The sequence below is a fragment of the Parafrankia irregularis genome, assembly GCF_001536285.1.
GTDB lineage: Bacteria > Actinomycetota > Actinomycetes > Frankiales > Frankiaceae > Parafrankia > Parafrankia irregularis.
On sequence record NZ_FAOZ01000034.1, the window covers coordinates 77,033 to 99,383 of the forward strand.

General features: G+C 70.5%; 20 protein-coding genes, 1 other RNA gene and 2 pseudogenes. 16 read left to right on the forward strand and 7 right to left on the reverse strand.

The window, feature by feature from the left end:
* The first annotated feature begins 102 nt into the window (after nt 1-102).
* The gene (gene cobA, locus AWX74_RS32530; protein WP_091284537.1) at nt 103-882 is read left to right on the forward strand and encodes a uroporphyrinogen-III C-methyltransferase; all 780 of its coding nucleotides are present in this window, start codon (nt 103-105) and stop codon (nt 880-882) included.
* Here the strand turns inward: cobA and AWX74_RS32535 are convergent.
* Nucleotides 870-1,010 (reverse strand): hypothetical protein, encoded by a 141-nt coding sequence (locus AWX74_RS32535; RefSeq protein WP_226931033.1) that lies wholly within the window; start codon nt 1,008-1,010, stop codon nt 870-872. The two genes, cobA and AWX74_RS32535, sit on opposite strands and share 13 nt — an antisense overlap.
* Nucleotides 1,011-1,282: 272 nt before the next feature.
* On the opposite strand from AWX74_RS32535, the gene ftsE reads away from it, so the two are divergent.
* The 4 genes from ftsE to AWX74_RS32555 all read left to right on the forward strand — a co-directional run bounded on the left by ftsE (nt 1,283) and on the right by AWX74_RS32555 (nt 5,169).
* A complete protein-coding gene (gene ftsE / locus AWX74_RS32540; protein WP_091284541.1) occupies nt 1,283-2,191 on the forward strand; it encodes a cell division ATP-binding protein FtsE in 909 nt (302 codons plus the stop codon).
* The gene (ftsX, locus tag AWX74_RS32545) at nt 2,191-3,063 is read left to right on the forward strand and encodes a permease-like cell division protein FtsX (RefSeq protein WP_091284543.1); all 873 of its coding nucleotides are present in this window, start codon (nt 2,191-2,193) and stop codon (nt 3,061-3,063) included. The genes ftsE and ftsX overlap by 1 nt, the downstream gene beginning before the upstream one ends.
* A 79-nt stretch (nt 3,064-3,142) precedes the next feature.
* Nucleotides 3,143-3,619, forward strand: coding sequence for an SsrA-binding protein SmpB (gene smpB, locus AWX74_RS32550; protein ID WP_054570638.1), 477 nt, complete (start codon nt 3,143-3,145; stop codon nt 3,617-3,619).
* A gap of 5 nt (nt 3,620-3,624) precedes the next feature.
* Nucleotides 3,625-5,169, forward strand: a complete 1,545-nt coding sequence (locus AWX74_RS32555) for a THUMP-like domain-containing protein (protein WP_091284545.1) — start codon at nt 3,625-3,627, stop codon at nt 5,167-5,169.
* A 224-nt stretch (nt 5,170-5,393) separates the two neighbouring features.
* Here AWX74_RS32555 and AWX74_RS32560 read toward each other — a convergent pair whose 3' ends face one another.
* Both AWX74_RS32560 and AWX74_RS32565 read right to left on the reverse strand, forming a co-directional pair.
* Nucleotides 5,394-6,365, reverse strand: coding sequence for a YoaK family protein (locus tag AWX74_RS32560; RefSeq protein WP_242666521.1), 972 nt, complete (start codon nt 6,363-6,365; stop codon nt 5,394-5,396).
* 113 nt (nt 6,366-6,478) lie between these two features.
* On the reverse strand, nt 6,479-6,946 hold the full coding sequence (locus AWX74_RS32565) for a VOC family protein (protein WP_091284547.1): 468 nt from the start codon (nt 6,944-6,946) through the stop codon (nt 6,479-6,481).
* 319 nt (nt 6,947-7,265) lie between these two features.
* On the opposite strand from AWX74_RS32565, the gene ssrA reads away from it, so the two are divergent.
* Both ssrA and AWX74_RS32575 read left to right on the forward strand, forming a co-directional pair.
* Nucleotides 7,266-7,642, forward strand: a transfer-messenger RNA (tmRNA) gene (gene ssrA, locus AWX74_RS32570).
* A gap of 413 nt (nt 7,643-8,055) precedes the next feature.
* Nucleotides 8,056-10,761, forward strand: coding sequence for a TAXI family TRAP transporter solute-binding subunit (locus AWX74_RS32575; protein WP_165615884.1), 2,706 nt, complete (start codon nt 8,056-8,058; stop codon nt 10,759-10,761).
* A gap of 107 nt (nt 10,762-10,868) precedes the next feature.
* On the opposite strand, the gene AWX74_RS40355 is transcribed toward AWX74_RS32575, so the two are convergent.
* Nucleotides 10,869-11,099, reverse strand: a complete 231-nt coding sequence (locus tag AWX74_RS40355; protein ID WP_165615881.1) for a hypothetical protein — start codon at nt 11,097-11,099, stop codon at nt 10,869-10,871.
* A 22-nt stretch (nt 11,100-11,121) separates the two neighbouring features.
* Here AWX74_RS40355 and AWX74_RS32580 point away from each other — a divergent pair, with 22 nt between their 5' ends.
* From AWX74_RS32580 to AWX74_RS32600, 7 genes and pseudogenes are all read left to right on the forward strand, one after another.
* A complete protein-coding gene (locus AWX74_RS32580) occupies nt 11,122-11,307 on the forward strand; it encodes a hypothetical protein (protein ID WP_207550473.1) in 186 nt (61 codons plus the stop codon).
* A gap of 715 nt (nt 11,308-12,022) precedes the next feature.
* Nucleotides 12,023-12,322: pseudogene (locus AWX74_RS42720) on the forward strand (effector-associated domain EAD1-containing protein); the annotation flags it as partial.
* Nucleotides 12,323-12,466: 144 nt separating this feature from the next.
* Nucleotides 12,467-12,664 (forward strand): hypothetical protein, encoded by a 198-nt coding sequence (locus AWX74_RS40360; RefSeq protein ID WP_091284552.1) that lies wholly within the window; start codon nt 12,467-12,469, stop codon nt 12,662-12,664.
* On the forward strand, nt 12,661-15,075 hold the full coding sequence (locus AWX74_RS32590) for a serine/threonine protein kinase (RefSeq protein WP_091284555.1): 2,415 nt from the start codon (nt 12,661-12,663) through the stop codon (nt 15,073-15,075). The genes AWX74_RS40360 and AWX74_RS32590 overlap by 4 nt, the downstream gene beginning before the upstream one ends.
* Before the next feature lie 58 nt (nt 15,076-15,133).
* A complete protein-coding gene (locus tag AWX74_RS32595; RefSeq protein ID WP_091284556.1) occupies nt 15,134-16,426 on the forward strand; it encodes a VWA domain-containing protein in 1,293 nt (430 codons plus the stop codon).
* A 49-nt stretch (nt 16,427-16,475) separates the two neighbouring features.
* On the forward strand, nt 16,476-17,807 hold the full coding sequence (locus AWX74_RS39645) for a hypothetical protein (RefSeq protein WP_131799598.1): 1,332 nt from the start codon (nt 16,476-16,478) through the stop codon (nt 17,805-17,807).
* Nucleotides 17,804-19,126: an ABC transporter substrate-binding protein gene (locus AWX74_RS32600; protein ID WP_165615885.1), complete on the forward strand. Its 1,323-nt coding sequence runs from the start codon at nt 17,804-17,806 to the stop codon at nt 19,124-19,126. The genes AWX74_RS39645 and AWX74_RS32600 overlap by 4 nt, the downstream gene beginning before the upstream one ends.
* Here the strand turns inward: AWX74_RS32600 and AWX74_RS32605 are convergent.
* Together AWX74_RS32605 and AWX74_RS32610 are read right to left on the reverse strand one after the other, a co-directional pair.
* The gene (locus AWX74_RS32605; protein ID WP_091284560.1) at nt 19,090-19,278 is read right to left on the reverse strand and encodes a hypothetical protein; all 189 of its coding nucleotides are present in this window, start codon (nt 19,276-19,278) and stop codon (nt 19,090-19,092) included. The genes AWX74_RS32600 and AWX74_RS32605 overlap by 37 nt on opposite strands.
* A gap of 23 nt (nt 19,279-19,301) precedes the next feature.
* Nucleotides 19,302-19,952, reverse strand: coding sequence for a TetR/AcrR family transcriptional regulator (locus AWX74_RS32610; protein ID WP_076834464.1), 651 nt, complete (start codon nt 19,950-19,952; stop codon nt 19,302-19,304).
* 81 nt (nt 19,953-20,033) lie between these two features.
* On the opposite strand from AWX74_RS32610, the gene AWX74_RS32615 reads away from it, so the two are divergent.
* Both AWX74_RS32615 and AWX74_RS32620 read left to right on the forward strand, forming a co-directional pair.
* Entirely contained in the window at nt 20,034-21,068 is a 1,035-nt protein-coding gene (locus tag AWX74_RS32615; protein ID WP_091284562.1) for a TIGR03617 family F420-dependent LLM class oxidoreductase, read from the forward strand.
* Entirely contained in the window at nt 21,065-21,898 is an 834-nt protein-coding gene (locus tag AWX74_RS32620; RefSeq protein WP_091284564.1) for an enoyl-CoA hydratase-related protein, read from the forward strand. Before AWX74_RS32615 ends, AWX74_RS32620 begins: the two co-directional genes overlap by 4 nt.
* 118 nt (nt 21,899-22,016) lie before the next feature.
* Here the strand turns inward: AWX74_RS32620 and AWX74_RS40365 are convergent.
* Nucleotides 22,017-22,351 (reverse strand): annotated as a pseudogene (locus tag AWX74_RS40365) (IS110 family transposase); the annotation flags it as partial.

Genomic DNA, 22,351 nt, shown 5'->3' on the forward strand with positions numbered 1-22,351 from the left:
GGACGCACACTGACCGGGCGGGCAGACGCCGTGCGGGAGGCGGGTGCCGGCGACAGGCGGATTGTCGGGCGATGGCAGCGGATGGCGGGGAGTGGTGCGCAGATGCGGGGCGGATGGGTCGCGTTGATCGGGGGTGGCCCAGGTCCGAGTGATCTGATCACTCTTCGGGGCCTGCGCCTGCTACGCCGTGCGGATGTGGTGGTGGTCGACCGGCTGGCCCCCCGCGACCTTCTCGACGAGTTGGCGCCAGCGGTGGAGGTCGTCGATGCGGGCAAGGCGCCGCACGGGCACAACCTGACTCAGGAGCAGATCAACGACCTCATCGTCGACCGTGCCCGGCGTGGCCTTGGCGTGGTCCGTCTCAAGGGTGGTGACCCGTTCGTCTTCGGCCGGGGCGGGGAGGAGGCGCTGGCCTGCGCGGCGGCCGGGGTGCCCTGTGAGGTCGTCCCCGGGGTGACGAGCGCCGTCGCGGTGCCCGCGCTGGCGGGCATCCCGATCACCCACCGCGGGGTCACCCAGGACGTGGCGATCGTCAGCGGGCACATCGATCCGTCCCATCCCGGCTCGACGGCGGACTGGGACGCCCTGGCGACCGGGCCCGGGACGCTCGTCGTCCTCATGGGCGTCGCGGCGCTGTCCATGATCAGCGCGGAACTCATCAAGCGCGGGCGCTCACCCGAGACCCCCACAGCGGTCATCCAGGATGGCGGTACGCCCGCGGAGCGCCTGGTCACCGGGACATTGGCGGAGATCGCCGACCTGGCGCAGGCCGCAGGGGTCTCCTCGCCGGCGGTGATCGTGATCGGTGACGTGGTCGGGCTGCGTGACAGCCTTCGGCTCGGGCGAATCTTCGGCTCGGACGAGCCGCCTCAGACCCGGTAGCCGGCGACGACCAGCACCGCGAGCAGCACCGCGACCACGGCGATCAACAGCTGCGGTGAGATCGTGAACGACGAGTGGTGCAGCGACTCACGCGCGGCTCGGCACGAGGGGCAGCGGCCTTCCGCCACCGGAGCGGCGCACCTAGCGCAGACCAGGTCCTCGCAGCACATGTGCCGTCCTCCTTCAGCCCGGTCCCGCGGCTGACGGACCTGCGGAGAGCGGACCCGTCACCGGCTGGACGCGATGCGACGCCTCCACGGTACGCCGGGGGAGTGCTGTTCGCTGCCGCACACGGTGCCGCCAACCCGACGATCGCGGACGCGCGCGGGCGACGGTACGGGACCTCACCCATCCAACTACGTATCGTGATGGGTCTGACGGGTAGGCAAGGGAGGTTCCGGTGATCCGACTCGCCTCCGTGACCAAGCGCTACAGCGTCGGCGGTCGTCCGGCGCTGCATGGCGTCACCGCGCAGATCGACGCGGGCGAGTTCGTGTTCCTGGTCGGCCCCTCGGGCTCGGGAAAGTCGACGCTGCTGCGCCTGCTGATCCGGGAGGAGCGGGCGAGCGAGGGCCTGGTCGAGGTCGCCGGCCGTGATGTCGCCCGCATCGCCGACCGCAGGGTGCCGCTGCTGCGGCGAACCGTCGGCTGTGTGTTCCAGGACTTCCGGCTGCTGCCCGATCGTACGGTCGCGGGAAACGTCGCGTTCGCGCTGGACGTCGTCGGCCGGCCGCGTCACGTGGTCCGTTCGGTGGTCCCCGAGGTACTGGAGCTGGTCGGGCTCACCGGCAAGGAGAAGCGCTTCCCCGACGAGCTGTCCGGCGGGGAACAGCAGCGGGTCGCCATCGCGCGGGCGTTCGTCGGGCGCCCGCTGATCCTGCTCGCGGACGAGCCGACCGGCAACCTCGATCCCGCGACCAGCGCCGAGATCATGGACCTGCTCGACGACATCAACCAGGCCGGCACGACCGTGCTCATGGCGACGCACAACGCCGGCCTCGTGGACGCCATGCGCCGCCGGGTCCTTGAGCTGGACGCGGGGATCCTCGTCCGTGACGAGCACCGCGGCGGCTACGACGCCACCCCCGCCACCCCCGCTACCTCCGCCACCGTTCCGGCCTCCGCCGCCCCCGCTTCCGCCGCCACCGGGCTGCCCGGCGTCCCCGGTGCCTCCGGTGTCCCCGCCCAGCGGGCGCCGTCCGCCGGTGATCTCGTGGGACGTCCCGCGGAACCGGCGGGCCTGGCCGGGCCGGCGGAACCGGCGGGGTCGGTCGGGCGGCCCGGGCGGCCCGGGGAGAGGCCCGCCTGATGCGAGCCGGGCCGCTGTTCGGGGCGCTGGCCACCAGCCTGCGCCGCAACCTCGCCATGACCTGCGCGGTGGTCGTCACCGTCGCGATCTGCCTCGCGCTGCTCGGCGCGGGGCTGCTCCTGCGCGCACAGGCCCGCACCGTCGACAGGTTCCTGCTCGACCAGATCGAGGTCGTCGTCGACCTGCAGGACGGTCTGTCCGACACCGACCGCCAGGCGCTGCGGGACGAGCTGGCGGCCGACCCGCTTGTCACGAAGGTCAGCTACGAGAGCAAACAGCAGGTCTACGAGCGGTTCCGCCGTGACTTCCGCAGCTCGCCGGACGTCGTGGCCGGGGTGAGCGCGGATGACCTGCCGGCCTCGTTCCGCCTCGCCCTCGCCGATCCGCGGGACGCCGAGGAGATCGTCTACACCTACACCGGCCGGGACGGCGTCGAGGCCGTCCGGGACCAGCGGGCCCTGCTCGGCCCGCTGTACCGGTTCCTGGACGGCTTCACCCTCGGTGCGTTCGCGTTGGCCGCCGTCCAGGCCGTCGCCTCGTTCGTGCTGATCTACACTATGATCCGGATTTCCGCGCACGCCCGCCGCAGGGAGACGGCGATCATGCGTCTCGTCGGGGCGACCAACGCCGCGATCCGGGCGCCGTTCGTGCTGGAGAGCGCGCTCGCCGGTCTGGTGGGCGGGCTGCTGGCAGTCGGCACACTGGTGCTCGCGAAGGTATATCTGGTGGACGGACGATTCGCCCATCAGACAATGTTCCCACTGTTCGGATGGGGCGCGGTGTGGGCGGCGGCCGTGGCGGTGCTTGCCGTCGGTGTCACCGCCGCGGCGGGCATGGCATCCGTCGCGCTGCGCAGGCACCTGCGGGTGTGACGGTGGCCAGAGGCGCGCCGGGCCGTGCGACGGAGCGCGCGACGGACCGTGCGATGGATGGGAAGCAGGGCAGACGGCAGTGCCGAAGGAAACCGGGCGCAAACTGATCGCGCAGAACAAGCGCGCCCGCCACGACTACGACATCCTCGACACCTACGAGGCCGGGCTGGTCCTCATGGGCACAGAGGTCAAGGCGCTGCGCGCCGGCCGGGCGTCCCTGGTCGACGGCTTCGCCCAGATCGCCGACGGTGAGATCTGGTTGCACAACGTGCACATCCCCGAGTACACCGAGGGCACCTGGACGAATCACGCGCCGCGGCGGCGCCGCAAGCTGCTGCTGCACCGGGCCGAGATCGAGAAGCTGATCGGGAAGACCCAGGAGGGCGGGCTCACGCTCGTCCCGCTCTCGCTCTACTTCAAGGACGGCCGAGCGAAGGTCGAGATCGCGCTCGCTCGTGGCCGCAAGAGCTACGACAAGCGCCACGCCCTCGCCGAGCGGGACGCGGCCCGCGAGATGAGCCGGATCATGGGCCAGCAGGCCAAGCGTCGCGGCTGAACCCGTTGCACCTCGATACCGACGCCGCTGACAGCACCGCCGGTGACGCCGCCGCTCGTGACGCCGCCGCTCGTGACGCCGCCGACGTCGCCGGCAGGCTGGCCACGTTCGACGCGCTGGTGACCCCGGTGGGGGAGGAACTGCTCGCGCGTGCCGAGGAGGCGCTCGCGAGTGGAGCGGAGCTCGCCGCCGGAACCCGGCTGCGCGCCGCCGGCCACCCACCGGACCTCGTCGCCGCGGCGTTCAGCCAGGCCGAGCTGCGGGCACGGGCGAGGGCGAAGTTCAGCCATCCGGAGCGGATGTTCTTCACCCGGCCCGGACTCGAACAGGCCTCCTCGGAGCGGGCCGCGGCGCACCGAGCCGCCCGGTTCGCGGGCCTGGGCCGGCTGGCCGACCTGTGCACCGGCATCGGTGGCGATCTGCTGGCGCTGGCCGGCGAGCATCCAGTGCTCGCCGTCGACCGCGACCCGCTGCACCTGCGGATGGCCGTCCACAACGCGACCGCCGGCCGGAGACCGCACAGCGGATCACACGAGCCGCCTGAGGCGCACGAGCCGGATAAGTCCAACGAGGTGCACGAGATGCACGAGGTGCGGCCGTGGGAGGGCGACGTCCGGGACGCCGACCTGAGCGGGATCGACGGCGTGTTCGTGGACCCGGCCCGACGCGAAGGCGATCAGCGCCGGTCCGCTGGCGCCGGCGAACCACCCCTGAGCTGGTGCTTCGGCCTGGTGGAGCGGGTCGCGGCCGTGGCGGTCAAGGCCGCTCCCGGCCTGCCGCTCGAGGTCGTCCCGCCCGGCTGGGAGGTCGAGTTCGTCGCGGACCGCCGCGGCCTCAAGGAAGCGGTGCTGTTCTCCCCGGCGCTCGCCTCGGCGCCCCGGCGCGCGACCGTCCTGCTCGGCCCCGACAACGCCCCCGGCGGCGGCACCTCCGGCAGTGGCACCCGCGGCAAAAACACCTCCGGAGGCGGCATCCCCGAGAGCGGCACCCCTGGCGACAGGGCTGATCAGGGCCTCGGCAGCGGGCGGAACGGGGACCAGCCCCGGCTCCGGGTCGCGACCCTGACAGGCGAGCCTGACCCGCCCGGGGGCGCATCGGATGCCGACGCCGGCGACGGCGGTGTGGCGACGCGGCTCGCCCTGGGGCGGCCCGAGGGGTTCCTGTTCGACCCGAATCCGGCGGTGACCAGGGCCGGCCTCGTCGGCACGCTCGCGCGCCTGGTCGATGGCTGGCAGATCGACCCGATGATCGCCTTCCTGTGCGCGCAGAACCCGGTCGCGACCCCGTTCGCCCGGGTGCTCCGAGTCGAGGCCGAGATGGCCTTCGACATCCGGCGGGTCGCCTCGGCGGTGCGCGGGGCGGGCATCAGCGCTCTGGACGTCCGCCGGCGCGGCCTCGCCGGTGACGTGGAGAGCATCCGCCGCCGGCTGTTGCCGGCGAGACGCCAGCTGGTTCCCGGCGGCCCCACCATGACCGTGATCATGACGCGGGTGCGGGACGAGCCCTGGGCCATTCTGTGCACGGAGATCCCCGACCACCAAATCATCTGAAGGGCGACAGAAGTTGCGTACGGCCACTTGGTAATCCGCAAGAGTCGAGGCCTTTGGTCGCGAGAACAACAACCACGATCCTCGACTCTTGCCAGGCAGCAGCAGCAGCCGCAGCGACAGTCCGGCGCGGCAACTCGAAGAGTCGATGATTTTCGTCGTCCAGATGCCGGTGATCCTCGGATCTTGCTCGGCAGCAGCAGACGTCGCGCCCGCGCTCGCGTGTCCTAGTCTTCGGACGTCGCACCGTCGTCAATCGGGCGTTTCAACGACGTCATCGGCGCCGGTCGGGCCCCGGAGCGGGCCAGCGGGGGCGGCGTGACGGCCAGCGCGAGGCTCGCCAGGGCGAGCGCCAGACCGCAGCACAGCGGCATCAGCGGGGAGACCCGGAAGAACCCCAGCGCGCCGGCGCCGGCGCTGGCGAACATGACCGCGGGCCCGGCCGCCTGCCGTAGGCCCTGGGAGCCCTGACCGCCACCCGCCCGGGTCTGGATGGCGAACATCGTGATCGCCGTGGTGAGAACGTTCGTCGGGATCTCCGGCCTGGCCAGCCGCTGCGCCGTCGCGTGCTGCAGGCCCATCGCGATCGCCAGGGTGGACACGAGGACGTAGTCCGCGAACGTGCTGGGCTCATCGCGCAGCTGGCCGCCCCTGTCAGCCGCGAGGTCCAGCGAGGGGTGCAGCCAGACCACGACCACCGCCAGTGCCGCCGTGACGAGCGCGGTCTGGACGGCGGTGACCGTTCCGAGCCACGCCCGCGGATGGTGCGCCGACCAGGCACCGATCCGGCCACCGATCAACGCGCCGATGATGAAGCAGGTCAACGCGTTCAGGGAGAGCACACCGGATATTCCGCGGGGGTCGGCGAGCGAGAAGCCCAGCACCACCACGTTGCCGGTCATGTTCGCCACGAAGACCTCACCGAGACCCAGGAAGGTCAGCGAGTCCACCAGACCGGTCAGGGCCGTCATGGTGAACAGGAGCGCGACGATCCGCCACTTGCCTGCCTCACGCGGGCGGGCACCAGGGTTCACCCTGATCAGGCCCGTCAGACGGCGGTGCCCGTTGCCGTGGACAGGGCCGCCGACGTGTGCGCCGACGAAGGTGCTGTCCCCGGCGGCGGTGCTTTCCCCGGCGGTGGGGTCGTCGCGGCCCGGGGCGTGCGGCCGGTTGTGCTTCGGGTCGGTCGCGCGTCGCACCCGGTCAGTGTCCTGGAGCGGGAGCCGTCCGTCCTGCGGAGCGGAGCCACCCGGAATGCCTGGTCAGGGTGGCTCCGGCCAGCGCCGCGGCGGTCTGGGCCAGGCGGTCTGGGTCAGAGGCGCAGCGGACGGATCGGAGCCGCGATCAGCGCGGGGTTGTTGCGCCAGTCGACACCCGGCACGTCGACGTACAGCTCGATCTCGTTTCCGTCCGGGTCGTAGATGTACAGGCTGTGTGTCACCGTGTGGTCCGATGCGCCCGCGATCTGGACGCCGGCCTCCGCGATCTGGGCCAGCACGGCGCGCAACTCGTCGTCGCTGTCGCCGACCTTGAGCCCGAAGTGGTAGAGCCCGACCCGACGCCCGCGTGGCAGTGCGGCGGCACCCTCGCCGACCTCGATCAGCAGCAGCTCGTGATGCGTCCGCCCGGAGGAGAACGCGGCGGCGGGGATGCCCAGCGTGTTCGCGCCGTCCGGCTCCGGGAACACCTGGCGCCAGCCGAGGACGTCCCGGTAGAAGGCCGCGGAGCGCTCGAGGTTACGCACATAGAGCACCAGGTGCCCAAGTTCCTTGATCTCCACCAGGACCTCCGTGTCGCCAATCGCAAGCTTGAATGTTCAACTATAAGGGTCGTCTGCCTGTTCCGTCGCCGATGTCCTGGATGCGAGGCGAGACCCGCGACCTGCGGGTGACGACCTGTAACCTGCGACGGCTGCCGCATCGGCCGGCTGCGCACATCCGACCCGACCCGACCCGGCCCGGCCCGGCCCGCGCCCGGGCGAAACCCGCTGGCGGTGCTCCGGCGGGTATGGGAACATACGTGCGGCGGTCGACGTTGGACCGTCTGTGCAGCCAGCGAGAGCTGGCGGTTCGGTACAGTTGGTTGGTCGTCACACACCAGGGGGTGACCGGCTTCGACTCCGGACGTCGAGGCAGGGGAAGCGGGCCGAGGATGAGCGGTTATCTCGTAAACGATCCGTTCGAACCAATAGCTGCCAACAAGACGCAGCCTGCTACCTCCGCTTACGCCCTCGCGGCCTGAGTAGAGACCAAGTAGCCGTCAGCCTGGGAGTTCCTCCGGCCCAGGATCTGGCGTCGCTAGGAGGATCACCGTCCCACCCGGTCGCGGGGTGAGTCGGGACATCTAACAGCGACTGAGCCTGTTCACCGGCTTGCCTGCGGGACCGGTGGGGCTGAGAAAAAACAAGCAGGCTGCGCCCGGAGAAGCCCTGTGTCGGGGCCGGAGGACGCGGGTTCGATTCCCGCCACCTCCACCGACGCCGAGAGGGGCCGTCCATCTAGGACGGCCCCTCTACCTGTAAGAACGCCTTTCGGCTCTGCGGTCCCGCCACCTTCACAGGCGCTGGTGCCCACGGGGTGCCCACGCCGGATTTCACAGGGGGATCGCTGCGGCGATCGTCTCGTCCGGGCTCTTCGCTGATTGCCAGGTCGACCAACATCGGTGTCAAACTGACAGGCGACCCCGATGAGGGCAATCCTGGTCCAATCGAGCGTGTCGGCGACGCGCGGCCCGACTAGCGCGTGAACTTCGGCCGCCTGGATTAGTTTGTCGCCAGACAGTCGCGCAGCCGGATGGGCTCAGGACCGGGCGGGATCGAGTGAACACCCCCCAAACAAAAGTCGCGGTGAGCTCTGGGACACTCCGCGAATGGTGACGGGGAGCGATGCTGTGAGTAGCGGTGACGCCGAGCGGGTGTTCATCAGCGCGGCGGACGCGGATCGCGGCTGGGCCCAGTGGATCGCGCTACAGCTTCGCCAGGCGGGTTACATCGTGGAATACGAGCGATCCTGGCAGGCAGAGGCCAGTTTCCCGGCCAACATGGACCGCGCGCTCGCCCGTGCCGACAAGATCGTTGCGGTGGTGTCGCCGGTCTACTTCGACCAGAGCACCTACGGGCTTGAGGCGGCCGTCGGGACCGCTCAGAACCGCGACGGTGTGCTCGTGCCCGTCCTGGTCGCGCCGACCACGCTGCCACCGCTGTTCGGCCGGCTCTCACACGTCAGTCTGTTAGGCCTCGACGAGGAGGAAGCGCAACAGCGACTGCTCAGCGGGGTGCGCGGCATCCGGCCTACCAGGCCAGACGAGGGCGTGCTCTGGCCCGGCGGTGTGGCACCCACTCGCCAGGTCCCGTCGGCACTGGCCACCCCACCCCCTGCGCCGAAGCTGCCCGCGCCGTTCCCCGGCCGCATCGACATGCTGGCCGACCAGGTCGCCAGGGCGCTGCCGCAGTACGAGCTCGGTGAGCGGCTCGGCGCGGGCAGTTTCGGCGTCGTGTTCGAGGGTCGGCACCGCGCCCTGAACCGTCGGGTCGCGGTCAAGGTGCTCTCGGCCGACCGCGAGGACTCCCAGGCCCGGTACTCCTCCGAGGCGCGCGTGCTGGCAAACCTCGACCACCACGCCCACGTCGTCCGGGTCTACGACTACGTCGAGCAGGACGAGCTCCACATGATCATTATGGAGCTGCTCCCCGGGGGAACGCTGACCAGGCGCCGGCGGCGGCTGTCGCAGCCGGACGCGTGCGCTGTGGGACTGGCCGTCGCCGAGGCGCTTTCCCATGTGCACCGACATAATGTGCTGCACCGGGACATCAAGCCCGACAACATGCTGTTCGACAACGACGGCCTGTTGAAGGTGACCGACTTCGGCATCGCCAAGATCTTCGACGGGTCGGGGGCGAATGCCAGCGCAGTTGTCGGCACGCCGAAGTACATGGCCCCGGAGCAGATCAGTGGCGAGCGGCTCGGGCCATCGACGGACCTGTACTCGCTGGCCGCGGTGCTTTACGAGCTGCTGTCGGGCCAGCCGCTGTTCGGCCAGAACCTGTCGGTGCCGGTCCTCTACAACCAACACCTGAATGTCGTGCCGCCGCCGCCGGCCGGGGTGCCTTCGGAGATCGGCGCGGTTGTGGTCCGGGCCCTGGCGAAACAGGCGGAGCAGCGTCACCCCTCAGCCCGCGCCTTCGCGCTCGACCTGGCCGCCGCCGCACGGGAGAGCTTCGGCCAGAACTGGCTGGACAGCTCGGCTGCCACCGTGCAGCTCAGCGAGGAAGTGCGTAAGGCCGTCACCGGACCGCCGCCCGGCGGCCATCCAGGAGCGAGGTCGAGGACATCCTCGACCTCTGTGTCCGTTCCGGCGTCCGGCGGTGGTGCGGCGGTAGGGGACACTCCGCCGACCACGGTGTCACCGCCCGCCCACGTGCCGTCGGCCGTGTCCGCCTCTCCGTCGGACCCGGAGTCGGCGCCGGTGCCGGTGCCGGCGCCGACACCGACTCCGGGTGACGGCGGTCGAGGCGGCCGTCGGGCGTGGCTGGCCGTCGGGCTCGCGGTGGTGGTGGCACTGGCCACGCTAGGACTCGTGGTGCTTCAGCCTGACGACGAGCCGCCCGCCGTGCTGGGTGGATGCACCCAGGTGACCGTGTTCTCCGGGGGTGAGGGGACGCCCTACGACGGCTACGGCACCGTGCTCGCCGACCTGATCGAGGACGCCTACCCGGGTACCTCTGCCAACAACGTCCTCACCGCGGGCAGCGCTGCCAACCTGGAGAGCGTCCGGATCCCTGCGAACGCCCGGTGCCTGCTCGCGGTCTCGCAGCTCAACACCGCGGTCGACGCGTTCGGCGGCACCCCGGCGCAGTTCCCGACCCCGATCAAAAACCTCCGGATTGTCGGGCCGCTCGGGTTCGACCTCGTCCACCTGGTGGTACGGCGGGACGCCGGATTCACCCGGGCCTCCGACCTGTGCGGGAGGCAGGTGCTCAGCGGGCCGACGCGGTCGGGAACGTTCCAGATAGGCAGCGCGCTGTTCCGGGTACTCGGCTGTGCGGGCTCGGTGCGGCCCGAGGAGGCCACGCTGACCGACCAGCTGGCGCGGGTCCGGCGTGGCGCGGTCGACGCGGTGCTGTGGGCGGGCGGCTCCCCGACGGCCGAGATCCGGGAATCGCTGAAGGACGGTGAGTGGGCCACCCTGCTGCCCACAGGCGACAGCGTAGGGCCGATGATCAATGACTGGAACAGTCGGGTCGGCACCACGTTCGGCCCGAACTTCGTCTCCGGGGACGTTTACACCGCCGAAACGATCCTGCCCAGCGACTACCCGGGGGTCGGGCGGACGATGGCGGTCGCGGTGCCGAACGGCGTGGTCGCGAACCAGAGCGCCGATCCCGCCCTGGTGGCCTTCGTTGCCAGGGCGCTGTTCGATGACCGGAGCAGGTTCGAGGCCGCGCTCTGGGCCGACGGCAGCGGTGGCCGACACTTCCCGACCGCCGCCGAGTCGGTGGCTCGCAATCCCGTCTACTGCCTGGTGCCGCTGCACCCGAGCGCCCGGACTTACTACGCTGAGAATGGCTCGGCGCCCGGCTGCGCCGCTGGGACCTGACGGCCGACCGCGCTGGGCGGGCGCTCCCAGCCCCTCGACACCTGCGGTCGTCGGTCCGCACGAAGCGGGTTTCGTGGTGACGCGGGGCGGGAGCCATGCCAGGTCCGTCAGGTCGAGGATGGTGCCGGGCGGCGGAGCAGGCCGACGCCGACGGCCATCCACAGGAACGCGAACAGCCAGGGCGGCACGGCCTGGGTCGCGACATCCAACGCAAGGAACAGTGCGCCGAGCACGGCGACGACCAGGCCGGTGCGGCGGAGCCGTCCACTGGTACGCAGCGCGAGACCGACCATCGCCGTCAACCGCGAACGCGCCTTCCGCCGCCACGTCGAAGCCATCGCCACCCACCTGCGCGCCGGCGTGAGCGTCGACGACGGCGTCACCATCTATCTCGCGCTCGTCCTGCCCGAGATCTACCGCACCCTCGCCATCGAGCGTTGCTGGACCGCCGAGCGGTACGAACACTGGCTCGCCGACGCCCTGATTACGCAACTACTGGACGATCCACCCCGGTCGCACCAGGTGCTCCGCGGCGCGCCATCGTGATCAGTGGGGTGATACGCCATCCCAGGCCGCCCGAACAGACCGCGCAGTGCCTGGCCGGGGTGCGTTGGGTCCACCGACGCCGAGTGGGGTCGTCCACCCTGGACGGCCCCTCTTCCCGTGGAAACGCCAGCCACCTCCGCGATCTCGCCACTGTCACCGGCGCCCGTGCGGGCACAGCGTGGACGAACCGTTCTGCGGGGGTATCGCCGCAGCGGCCGTCTCTGCCGCCTGCCCGCCACGTCCACCATCTGCGCCAGATCGGGTGTACTGGACGGATCGGTCCTGCCCGCCGTGCCCCGCACGCCCACAACCAGCCGGACCAGGCCCCGGCGTCGTCCTGACCCCGTTCCTTCAGGGATGACCCGCGAAATCGTGCAGTTGACCTCTTCAAGTTCGCCAGGGACGCGGCGTGGACATTCGATGCCGAGTCGTACACAATAGGCACCGCCATATCGCGAAGATGTCCGAAAGGTGTTCTGGTTTCGCTCCGGGTTGACCGGCGTCCCCTTCACCGGGCCCCGGTGGCTCAGCACTGCGGCGACACGAGTACCGATACATGCTCCCTGGCCTGGAGGTCTGGAGCGGCTTCGACAAGCACGAACTGTCACTTTCGTACCGGGGGCTGGGTGGCACAGAGCAAGGTTTCTTGGTTATCTGGTGGGGGCGCGCGGCAAGCTCGCGGTCCAGGCCAAATGCGTGGCCCCGCGACCAGGCGATGACGCCGGCCAGGCCAACCGGTCGGGATTCGTACGGGGACGACCCCTGCGATGACCTCAGGCTGACCGGAGAGGAACGGCGAGAGCTTCTGGATGCTCTGGCCACTGTTTTCAATGACGAGGGCTCCGCCAGCCTCGTGTTGGGCGACCTTGGTTTTCCGGCCACGAGACGTCCCCGATGGGCGACTGCCATCCGGTACTGGACGGCCATCACGGAGGAGCTGGACAAGGGCATCATGCCCGAGCCCTACCGCCGGCTTCTTCGGGCAGCGCTCCACTCCTTTCCGGCGAATTCGGTGTTCTTGCGCCTGGATAGCAACCGCCGGGTCTCCCCGGAGCCCCCGGAGCCCCCGGAGCCCCCGGAGCCCCCGAAGCCCCCGAAGACCCCGAAGGAGGCACGGCCTGTCGGGCCGCAGCCGGCGGCGTCGGAGCTGCGTGGGCGTTTGAGGTCATACCGGGTCAAGGCGTCGCGCCTCGGTTTCGCCGAGGACCACACACTGCTGACTCTCTACGCCACAGCGGACGCCGCTGTCGCCTCCCGCCCCATCGACCTGCGCCGGGCGGCGGCGGCGGTGCACGCCTACGAGATGGCCGTGTATGCCCGTGATGAAGGAGCCTCTGGGACGGAGACGGACCGTTGAGCGAGCCCACGGATGTCCGGTGTGAGCGGGACTGGGAGGGCGAGCCGTGTGACGGTGTGATCAAGACGAGTGGGATCTGCTCCGAGTGTGGGCATCCGCCGCGCACGCCCGACAGGCGGCGCTCGGAGCGGTCGCCGCGGTCGCTGGCACAGGAGCGAGAGCCGCTTGGCCCCGACAGGACGTCCAGAGCGGAGCCGTCCACGCCGAGCACCACATCCGAGGGCTCCCGGAGCAGAGGGCTGTTCGAGCTCCCCGAGCTCCCTGCCGGTCTGTCCGCGAAGAGGTCCCCCGCCGTGCTGCCGGAGTCGGTGCTGCTCCGGAGGCGGCACCGGTGCGGCAACTGCACGACGGAGCTGGCTCGCGGGGCGGATGACCGTCTGCTCACCCCGGAAGGGCACTGCGACAACTGCGGCCACCGCTACTCGCTCACCATCAAGCTGCGGGAGGGAGACGTCGTCGGTGCCGACAGGTACGAGGTAATCGGCCCGGTGGCGCGGGGTGGCCAGGGGCTGATCTATGCCGCGCTCGATCTGAATTTCGAGATCGACCGTCCCGGCAGCGACCACTCCAGCGAAGAACGGTCCAACAAAGAACAGTCCGAGGCGGACAGGCCGATCCGCTCGTGGGTGGCGTTGAAAGGCCTGCTGGACACGGAGGACAAGGCCGCTGATGAGGCGCACCGGCAGGAGCTCCGGTTCCTGACCTCCGTCAGCCATCCGAACATTGTCAAGGTCAGGGACTTCGTCGAGCGTGACGGTGCCCATTACATCGTCATGGACTACGTCCAGGGCGTTTCACTCGGCGAGCTTGTCGGACCGGGCGAGGGATCGCCCCTTCCGCCCGCGGACGCCGTTCGTTACCTGCTGAGGCTCCTGTCCGCGCTCGGGTATCTGCACCGGCGCGGGCTTGTCTACTGCGACCTGAAGCCCGAGAACGTCATGGTGAGCCCCGAGGATCTCACGCTGATCGACCTGGGTGGTGTCCGGAGAGACGGCGAGGTGTCGCCGTTCTTCAGCACCGCGGGTTTCCGCGCTCCTGAGCTCGAAAAGAGCCGGGATGGTGGCGCCACGCGCCCGCGTCCGCCTTCCGTCGCCTCGGACCTGTACGCGGCGGCGCGCACGCTCGCCGTACTCGTACTGGGCCGTTTTCCGCAGATGACCTCGGAGTATCGACACTCCCTGCCCCCGGCCGCCACGTTTCCCGTCCTGGCCAGGTACGACTCGCTGCGCCGGGTCATGGTCAAGGGAACGGCCCGCGACCCTGAGGGCCGGTTCCGTGACGCCGAGGAGATGGCCGACGAGCTCGTGGGGGTGCTGCGGGAGATCGTCGCCCGTGACGAGGGGATACGGACCTCCGCCGTCAGCCGCTGGTTCGATGACATCACGCATCCCACGGGGGAGGACGCCGACGGCCGGCGGATTGTTCCGGCCTGGTCGGCGCTGCCCGCGGTCCAGGTGGACCGTGATGCCCCGAACCGCTCCCTCCTGATGGCCGTGCCTGTGCGGGAGGAGCCGGTTCAAGCCGTCCGGCAGCTCGAAGCACTGTCCGCGGCGTCACCTGCGGCGCTGGAGGTGCGGCTGCTGCTGGCCAGAGCCCGGATCGAAGCCCATGAGCCGACCCGAGCCCGGCGGGCGCCGGCAACGACCTCGGATCAGCCGAGCCAGGACCAGCCGGGCGCGCCGGACGAGCCAGACGAGCCAGACGGTCTGGCCACGGTCCGAGGTGAGCTGGAGGAACTGGCGAGGAGCCACCCCCGGGAGTGGCGGGTCCGCTGGTATCAGGGCCTCGCCGAGCTGTCGGCCGGCCGGCCGGACCGCGCCGTGCGCGCCTTCGACGACGTGTACAGCCAGGTACCGGGCGAACTCGTTCCCCGGCTGGCCCTGGCGATGGCCGCCGAGGTGGGCGGGGATGTCGACCGCGCCGCCGAACTGTTCGACGTCGTGTCCAGCGTCGACAGCCAGATCACCAGCGCCGCCTTCGGGCTGGGCCGGTGCCGTCTCGACCCGTACGACCGCATCTCGGCATACGAGCGGGTCCCGCGCTCGTCCCGTGCGTTCGTGCTGGCGCAGACCAGGATCATCGAACTGCTGGTGCGGGCGGACGCCGACGCGGCACCCGATCCCGGCACGCTTGACCGCGCCGCAGGGATTCTCAACAAGATCGAAGAAGACCTGCGGCCCGAGCAGCACTGCCGGCTTCGGCTCGCGATCCTGCGCGCCGCACTGCGGCTGGTCCGCTCCGGCACGCCCCCCGCCGACAGGACGGTGCTCGGTTGTGCCCTGACCGAACGGGACCTGGGGTTCAGGCGGGAGGAGACGCTGCGCGAACTGGCTACCTGGACACCGGCCCGCGACGCACAGATCCGCCTCATCGACGAGGCCAACCAGGCCCGGCCGTGGACCTGGCGGTGATCGGCCCGCGACCCGTCGCCGGCCTGCGTGGACCACACGCGATCGAGACGAGGGCAGGATGATCGAATTCACCGTTCGGGTCGACCGGACCCTGTACCTGCAGCGGAACGAGACCAAGATCGACGCGCTCCTGACGGTGACGACGAACTCCCGCGGCTCCGCCGGGCCTGGGCCCGGGACGTACGCCGAGGTGATAATCATCGACTGCTCGGGGTCCATGGCGTATCCGAACACGAAGATCGCCGCGGCCCGTCGGGCCGCCGCCGCCGCGGTGGACGCCCTTCAGGAGGGCGCCCACTTCGCGGTGATCGCGGGAACCGGGCACGCGCGGCCCGTCTACCCCAGGGATGGCATGGCCGTGGCCTCCAACGACACCCGAGGCAAGGCGAAAGAGGCGATATCCCGCCTCAGCGCCGACGGTGGCACCGCGATGGGTAGCTGGCTGCGACTCGCACGCACCCTGCTCGCGCGGCGACCGGAAGCCGTCCGGCACGCGATCATGCTTACCGACGGGAGGAACGAGAGCGAGACGGCGCAGCAGTTCGCGGACGCGGTCGAGGCGTGTGAAGGGCATTTCCAGTGCGACTGCCGTGGCATCGGTAAGGGCTGGGTTGCCGCCGACCTTCGTCTGGTCGCGACCAGGTTGCTCGGGACGGCGTCCCCCGTCGTCGATCCCGCCGGGCTCGTCGACGACTTTCGGGCCGTGGTGCGCCGTGCGATGAGCCGGGCCGTCAACGAGGTGTCACTGCGCGTCTGGACGCCGCGGGGCGCCACCGTCCAACTCCTCAAACAGACCGCTCCGACCATCGAGGACCTGACAGGCCGGGGGGTGCGGTCGGACGCTCTCGCCATCGACTATCCGACCGGGGCGTGGGGTCTGGAGACCCGCGACTATTACGTCGTCATCGACGGCCTGCGCCCCATCGTCGCGGACCAGCCCAGCCGTGCCGGCCGGGTCGGGATGGTGGTGGGGGGCACCGAGCTGGACTCGGCCGGGGTGAGGGTGCAGTGGACCGACGATCCCTACCTGTTCACCGAGATCAGTGAGCGGGTCGCCGAGAGCACCGGCCAGCTCGAACTGGCCCGGGCCATCCAGGAAGGCATCGCCGCGCTGCGCGCCGGTGACACCCCGAAGGCCGAGGCTGCCCTGGGGCCGGCCGTCCGCCTCGCCCACCAGAGCGGGAACCAGCGGAAGCTGCGCGAACTGGGCCGGCTGGTGGAGATCCAGGATCCGGTGGCGGGTGAGGTGCGTGTCCGGTCCGGCGTGACGGCCTACGACCTGGAGGTGAGCGAGCTTCAGTCCTGGCAGAGCCGAGATGTGGGCGCACCGGACGAGGAGATCGGCCCATGACGGGTCGAGTCGCCCTCGGCGGCGGCGATGTGACCGATGGCGACGCGTCATGACGGCGGGGCCCGACACCCGCACCTCGGTCTCGCGGCCATCCGTCTCGCGGCCGTCCGTTCCCCCGGGCTGGTTCCGCCGGTTCCGCTCCGAGGCCGGGACGACCCCGGGCCGGCTGCGGGGCCTGCTCGCGGCGATGATCCTGGCCACCCTGGCTGTCTGTGCCACGGGCGTCGAGGCCGTGGCGGAGCTTCGGAACACGACGGAGACGGCTGCCGAACGGACCTCTCCGACAGTGATCGACGCGGCCCTGGTCCGCGTCCTGCTCGCCGACGCTGACCGGGTCGCTGTGCGGAGCCTGCTCCCGCCGACAGCGGGCGGGAAGCGGACGACCAACGGGCCGGGCGGCCTCTACCAGGAGGACATCAAGTCGGTGGAGCAGGCGCTCGAACGAGCGCGCACCACGGGCCAGGTGGACCTTGACGCGATCCGAACGGTCAACGACCAGATGGTCGTCTACCTGGGCGACGTCGCCCAAGCCCAGGCCCACGCCCACGCCTACGCGGTGGCCTCGCCCGCGCCGGATCCCGCGAACTCGGTGGATCTCAGCGTCGTGTACCTGTCGTACGCGGCGGAACAGCTGCGATCGAAGGACGGCATCCTCGTCGCGGTCGAGAACTTCCGGCTGGCGAACCGGAGTCATCTGCCGAACCAGGGTTGGGGCCCCTGGCTGTTGCTGGTTCTGCACCTGACCGCGGGCGCGGTGCTGCTCGGCCTGGCGGTCGGTGCCCAGCTGTTCCTGCGCCGTCGCTTTCACCGCCGGGCGAGCCTTGAACTGGTGGGCGTCGCCGCGATTGTCGTGCTGATGTGCGGATGGACGACGGCCCAGAGCACCGCGACCAGCCGGGCACTCGACGAAGGCGTCCGGGAGACCGACCGGGTCACCTGTCTGTCACAGGCCAGGGCCCTGGCCGCCCTCGCGGACCGCGATCACAGGTACGGCGTTCACCTGCCGCTGGAGGTCAGCAATGCGCACCCCCCTCAGGGGGCCTGCGCCGCGGCCACCCCCGCCTACAAGGAACACCCCACCGATGCGCAGGCAGGCGGTTTCCTCAGCGAGCAGGACGGCGTCGAGACCCAGCGGAAACTCCGGACGCTCCTGTCAGCCCCGCCCGCGACGGCAAGTGTCGGTGACTCGATGTACCTGGACGTCGACAGATCGCTCCGCCAGCTCCAGGAGAGCCGGACGGCGCCCCTGGCGCGGGCCTGGGACGACGCGCTGCCCGTCCGCGGTCTCGAATGGATACTGATCATCTGTGCGGCGGCGGTCGTCGGGCTCACCCTGGCGGTGTTCGCTCCACGCCTCCGCGAGTACAGGAGGAGATCATGATGGCGGGCAGGTCGTTCCTCGCTGGACTGTGTGCCCTGATGATGATTCTCGGGACGACCAGCTGTGCGGATGGCTCCTCGTCACGCGCGATTGTTGTTCTCGGCACCTGGGTCGGCGAGGAACAGCAGTTGTTCGAGGGAATCCTGGAAAACTTTGAGAACGCCACCGGGATCCATGTCGAGTACACGGGAACCCGGGATTTCTCCGCGGTGTTGGCGAGTCGTATCCGCAGCGGCGACGCGCCCGATCTCGCGCTGCTCGCGAGCCCGGGCCAGTTGCAGGAGTATGCCCGGGACGGGCGGCTCGTCCCGCTCGACGAGAAGACCGACCGGATCGAGATGGACCGGATCCACGAGGAGTACTCGCCAGCCTGGCTGCGAAGCGGCCAGGCCAGCGATGCGAAGGGCAAAGAAAGACAGTTCGGGATCGCGGTCCGAGGTAAACGCAAGAACGTGATCTGGTACTCCCGCGAGGCATGGCGGAGGTCGGGGCGAGAGGAGCCGCGCACATGGGATGACCTGGTCAGGGTGACAGAGGACATCGCCGCCGACGGCCCCCTGGCCGCTGGCGGACAACCCTGGTGTGCCGGGCTCCGGGACAGTTCGTCCTCGGGCTGGCCGGGCACGGACTGGATCGAGGACATCCTTCTCCGCGACGCGGGTGCCGAGACCTACCAGAGCTGGTACGAGGGCACGTTGCCCTGGACGAGCAAGCCGGTGAGCGACGCCTGGCTGGCCTGGAAGCGGATCATCGAGATCGGGGCGCCCGAAACCGCGCGTGAAATGCTCCTCAACGGCATCCAGTATGGCGAGGGCGAGATGTTCGGGAACCCGCCGGAATGCTACCTCCGCCGCATCGGGTACCTGGCCACGAACGTCTACCGGAGCCATGCCGACGATCTCGGGTTCTTCGACCTCACCCCGGCGGGCGGCGGACCGCGGAACGTTGAGATCGCGGGCGACCTGCTCACGATGTTCCGGCAGTCCGACCATGCCCAGGAGCTGGTGAACTATCTGACGACGGTCGAGGCGCAGGACATCTGGGTGAAACCCGGCGGGGCGATTTCCCCCAACAGAAGGGTCACCGGCTATCCGGACGACTCCACCAGGAGCCTGGCCCGGTCCGTGAACGACGCGGACCTCGAGAACGTCGTCTTCGACGCGTCGGACGTCATGCCGGTGGCGATGCGCACCGCCTTCCATCAGGCGGTGATCGAGTTTGTCGCCGCGCCGGACCGGTTGCCCGACATCCTGGGCAACCTCGATGTGGTCCGGTGCGACGCCTATCCACACGACGCGAACCGCGCCGGATGCTCATGACGGACGGCGGGGTCGTAGCCCGTGGTCGTGGCCATCAGCCGCCGGACCTCGGCCTCCGGCGATTTCTCCGTCATGAAGGTACGCACCGTGCGGCGCAGTTCGTCCTGCTCGGGGGTGGACGCGAACGGAGACGCGAACGGGGACGTGGACAAGCCATCTCCTCCTTGGCCGGGCGCTAGGCCTGCTGCCGCCCGTCGAGTGGCGTGGACAGGCAGAACCTCAGGAGCCGCTCCTTCTCACCGGGAGTCACCCGGGTGCCCGCTCGCAGATGGCCGCCGACCCGCCCGAAGACGGCGTGGGTGACGAGTTCCGCGTCGAGTTCGGGGGTGGTGCTGCCGAGGCTGGCGAACGGCTCGTGGAGGAGCCTGGCCAGCGGGATCTTTGCCGCGTGGTCCCCGGTGGGGATGGACGAGTTGAGGGTGCTGCTGTTCCACAGCACGGCCGCGGTCGACGCGGCCTGCGACGCGTCGGTCTGGGCCAGCGTCCCCTCGACCCACACCCGGATCCTGCCTTCGGCGGACGGCTCGGCGGCCATCCGGCGGGCGATGGCCGCCGCGACGCGTTCGGCGCCGTCCTCGATGAGTGCCGCGACCAGGGCGTCCTTCGACGGGAAGTGCCGGTAGAACGCGTCGTTCGACAGACCGGCGGCGGCGACGATGTCGGCCACCCGTGCCTTCCCCGCCGTGCCGGTCGTCTCGATGATGTGCCGCGCCGCGTCGATCAGCGCGGACACCTCGGCCGTGTAGTCGGGGCGGCGACGCTCCGCGGCTGTCCGGGCTGCGATGCGGGTCGCCACCCGGCTCGGACGACCGATTGCGTTCGTCATATCAGAATCATATGGTGCTACCCAGAATGATGTAGAAAGTCTCGATCGAGATCCGCCATCTGGAATGATGTTGGAGTCGATGTGAAGATTGACGGAGGGCTGCCGCACTCGCTCGCGGACCGTGAGTCCGCGGCGCGCGGCGCGCGTCTCGCCGCGTCGGTGGGCTATGACCGGCTGTTCGCGGCGGAGGCGGCGCACGACCCGTTCCTGCCGGTCGCGCTGGCCGCCGGTGCGGCGGATGTCGACCTCGGCACCAACGTGGCCGTCGCCTTCGCCCGCAACCCGATGACGACGGCGATGGTCGCGAACGACCTGCAGGTCCTGACCGGTGGGCGGTTCATCCTCGGCCTGGGGTCACAGGTGAAGGCGCACATCACCCGCCGGTTCTCGATGCCCTGGTCGCACCCCGCGGCACGGATGCGGGAGTTCGTGCTCGCGCTGCGGGCGATCTGGGAGAGCTGGCAGCCCGGTGGCCGCCTGCGGTTCGAGGGCACCTTCTACCGGCACACGCTGTCGAACCCGCTGTTCCAGCCCGGCCCGAACCCGTTCGGGCCGCCGCGGGTGTTCCTGGCGGCGGTCGGTCCGCGGATGACCGAGGTCGCCGGCGAGGTCGCCGACGGGCTGATGTGCCACGCGTTCACCAGCCCCGCCTACCTGGCGGAGGTGACACTGCCGGCGCTGCGTCGGGGCCTCGCGCGGGCTGGTCGCGCCGACGGCGCGGTGGAGGTGTGCCTGCCGGTGCTGCTCGCGACCGGCCCGTCGGGCGCCGATCTGGAGCCCGAGATCGACCGGGTCCGCCGCCAGGTCGCCTTCTACGCCTCGACGCCTGCCTACCGTGCCGTTCTCGACCACCACGGCTGGGGCGACCTGCACGGCGAGGCTCATCGCCTGTCCGTGGAGCAGCGCTGGGAGGAGATGGCCGGCCTCGTCGACGACGACATCCTGCACACGCTCGCGGTCGTGGCCGACGCCGGCAGCCTGGCGGACGTCGTCCGGGAGCGGTTCGGCCGGCTCGTGACCGGCCTGCGCCTCAACGTGCCCTACGCGGACGCCCCCGAGGTCTGGGCGCCGGTGATCGAGAAGCTCGGACAGCCCGTCGAGGAGCCTGTGGGATGAGCCTGACCTGCTTCGACGTCCGCTACGAGGACGGGGTCGCGCATCTGCGGCTGAACCGGCCGGAGCGGAAGAACTCGCTGATCCCGTCGTTCTGGGCGGAGCTGCGCACGCTGGTCGAGGAGATCGACCGTGAGGCCCGTGCCCGGGTGATCGTGATCTCCTCCACCGGCCGGCACTTCTGCGCCGGTCTCGACCTCGGCGTGTTCGACGGCGGGATGTTCCGCGCGAGCGGCGGCGGTGACGAGCCGGGCCGCAAGCGGGCTGTGCTGTACCAGGGCATCCGGTTGCTGCAGGAGACGTTCACCGCGCTGGAGCGGGCCCGGGTCCCGGTGATCGCCGCGATCCAGGGCGGCTGCGTCGGCGCCGGCCTCGGCATGGTCTCGGCGTGCGACCTGCGCTACGCCACCAGGGACGCGTTCTTCCTGGTCCAGGAGACCAACATCGGCATCACCGCCGAGGTGGGCCAGCTGCAGCGGCTGCCGAAGGTCATGCCCGAGGGCGTCGCGCGCGAGATGGCCTACCGGGGAATGCGCCTGCCGGCCGCCCGCGCCGAGTCCGTCGGGTTCGTCAACGCGGTGTTCGACGACCACGAAGCCCTGCTGACCGGGGTGTCGGAGATCGCCCGGGAGATCGCCGCGAAAAGCCCGCTCGCGGTCTGGGGCTCGAAGCACTCCCTGAACCACGCCCGCGACCACGCGGTCGACGACGGGCTCGACCTCGTCGCGTTGTGGCAGGCCGGCATGTACCACCCGGACGACTGCCTGGAGAGCCTGAGCGCTCAGCGGGAACAACGCGCCCCGGCCTTCGAGGATCTCCGGCCGGCGCCCTGATCCCGCACGGCCGAGTACACGGCCGAGTACTGAGTCGAAAATGACTCAGGGTGAGGCTGTCAGGGTGACCTGGTGGCCGAGCTGTTGGAGCTGGTGGACGAGCTGAGTCGAAAATGACTCAGGGTGAGGCTGTCAGGGTGACCTGGTGGCCGAGCTGTTGGAGCTGGTGGACGAGCTTGCGGGTTTGACGTTCGGGGTCCTGGCGGCGTTGGTAGTAGTCGGGGCCGAGGTCGCGGTAGGTGGTCTGGTCGTGGAGCAGGTGCCAGGCGATCACGAGCATGGTGTGGGAGACCGCGACGAGGGCGCGTTTGCTGCCGCGGCGGGTGGCGATCCGCCGGTAGTGGGCGGACAGGTAGGTGGTCTTCGACCGGGACGCGGAGGAGGCGGCCTCGCCGAGGGCTCCGCGCAGCCAGGTGTCACCGCGGCGGGTGCGGCCGGAGTAGTGCTTGCCGG

Coding starts and splice junctions, on each gene's coding strand:
- cobA (WP_091284537.1), top strand. CDS start 103: ATGCGGGGCGGATGGGTCGCGTTGATCGGGGGTGGCCCAGGTCCGAGT.
- ftsX (WP_091284543.1), top strand. CDS start 2,191: ATGCGAGCCGGGCCGCTGTTCGGGGCGCTGGCCACCAGCCTGCGCCGC.
- AWX74_RS40355 (WP_165615881.1), bottom strand. CDS start 11,099: ATGGCTTCGACGTGGCGGCGGAAGGCGCGTTCGCGGTTGACGGCGATG.
- AWX74_RS32595 (WP_091284556.1), top strand. CDS start 15,134: ATGATCGAATTCACCGTTCGGGTCGACCGGACCCTGTACCTGCAGCGG.
- AWX74_RS39645 (WP_131799598.1), top strand. CDS start 16,476: ATGACGGCGGGGCCCGACACCCGCACCTCGGTCTCGCGGCCATCCGTC.
- AWX74_RS32600 (WP_165615885.1), top strand. CDS start 17,804: ATGATGGCGGGCAGGTCGTTCCTCGCTGGACTGTGTGCCCTGATGATG.
- AWX74_RS32610 (WP_076834464.1), bottom strand. CDS start 19,952: ATGACGAACGCAATCGGTCGTCCGAGCCGGGTGGCGACCCGCATCGCA.
- AWX74_RS32620 (WP_091284564.1), top strand. CDS start 21,065: ATGAGCCTGACCTGCTTCGACGTCCGCTACGAGGACGGGGTCGCGCAT.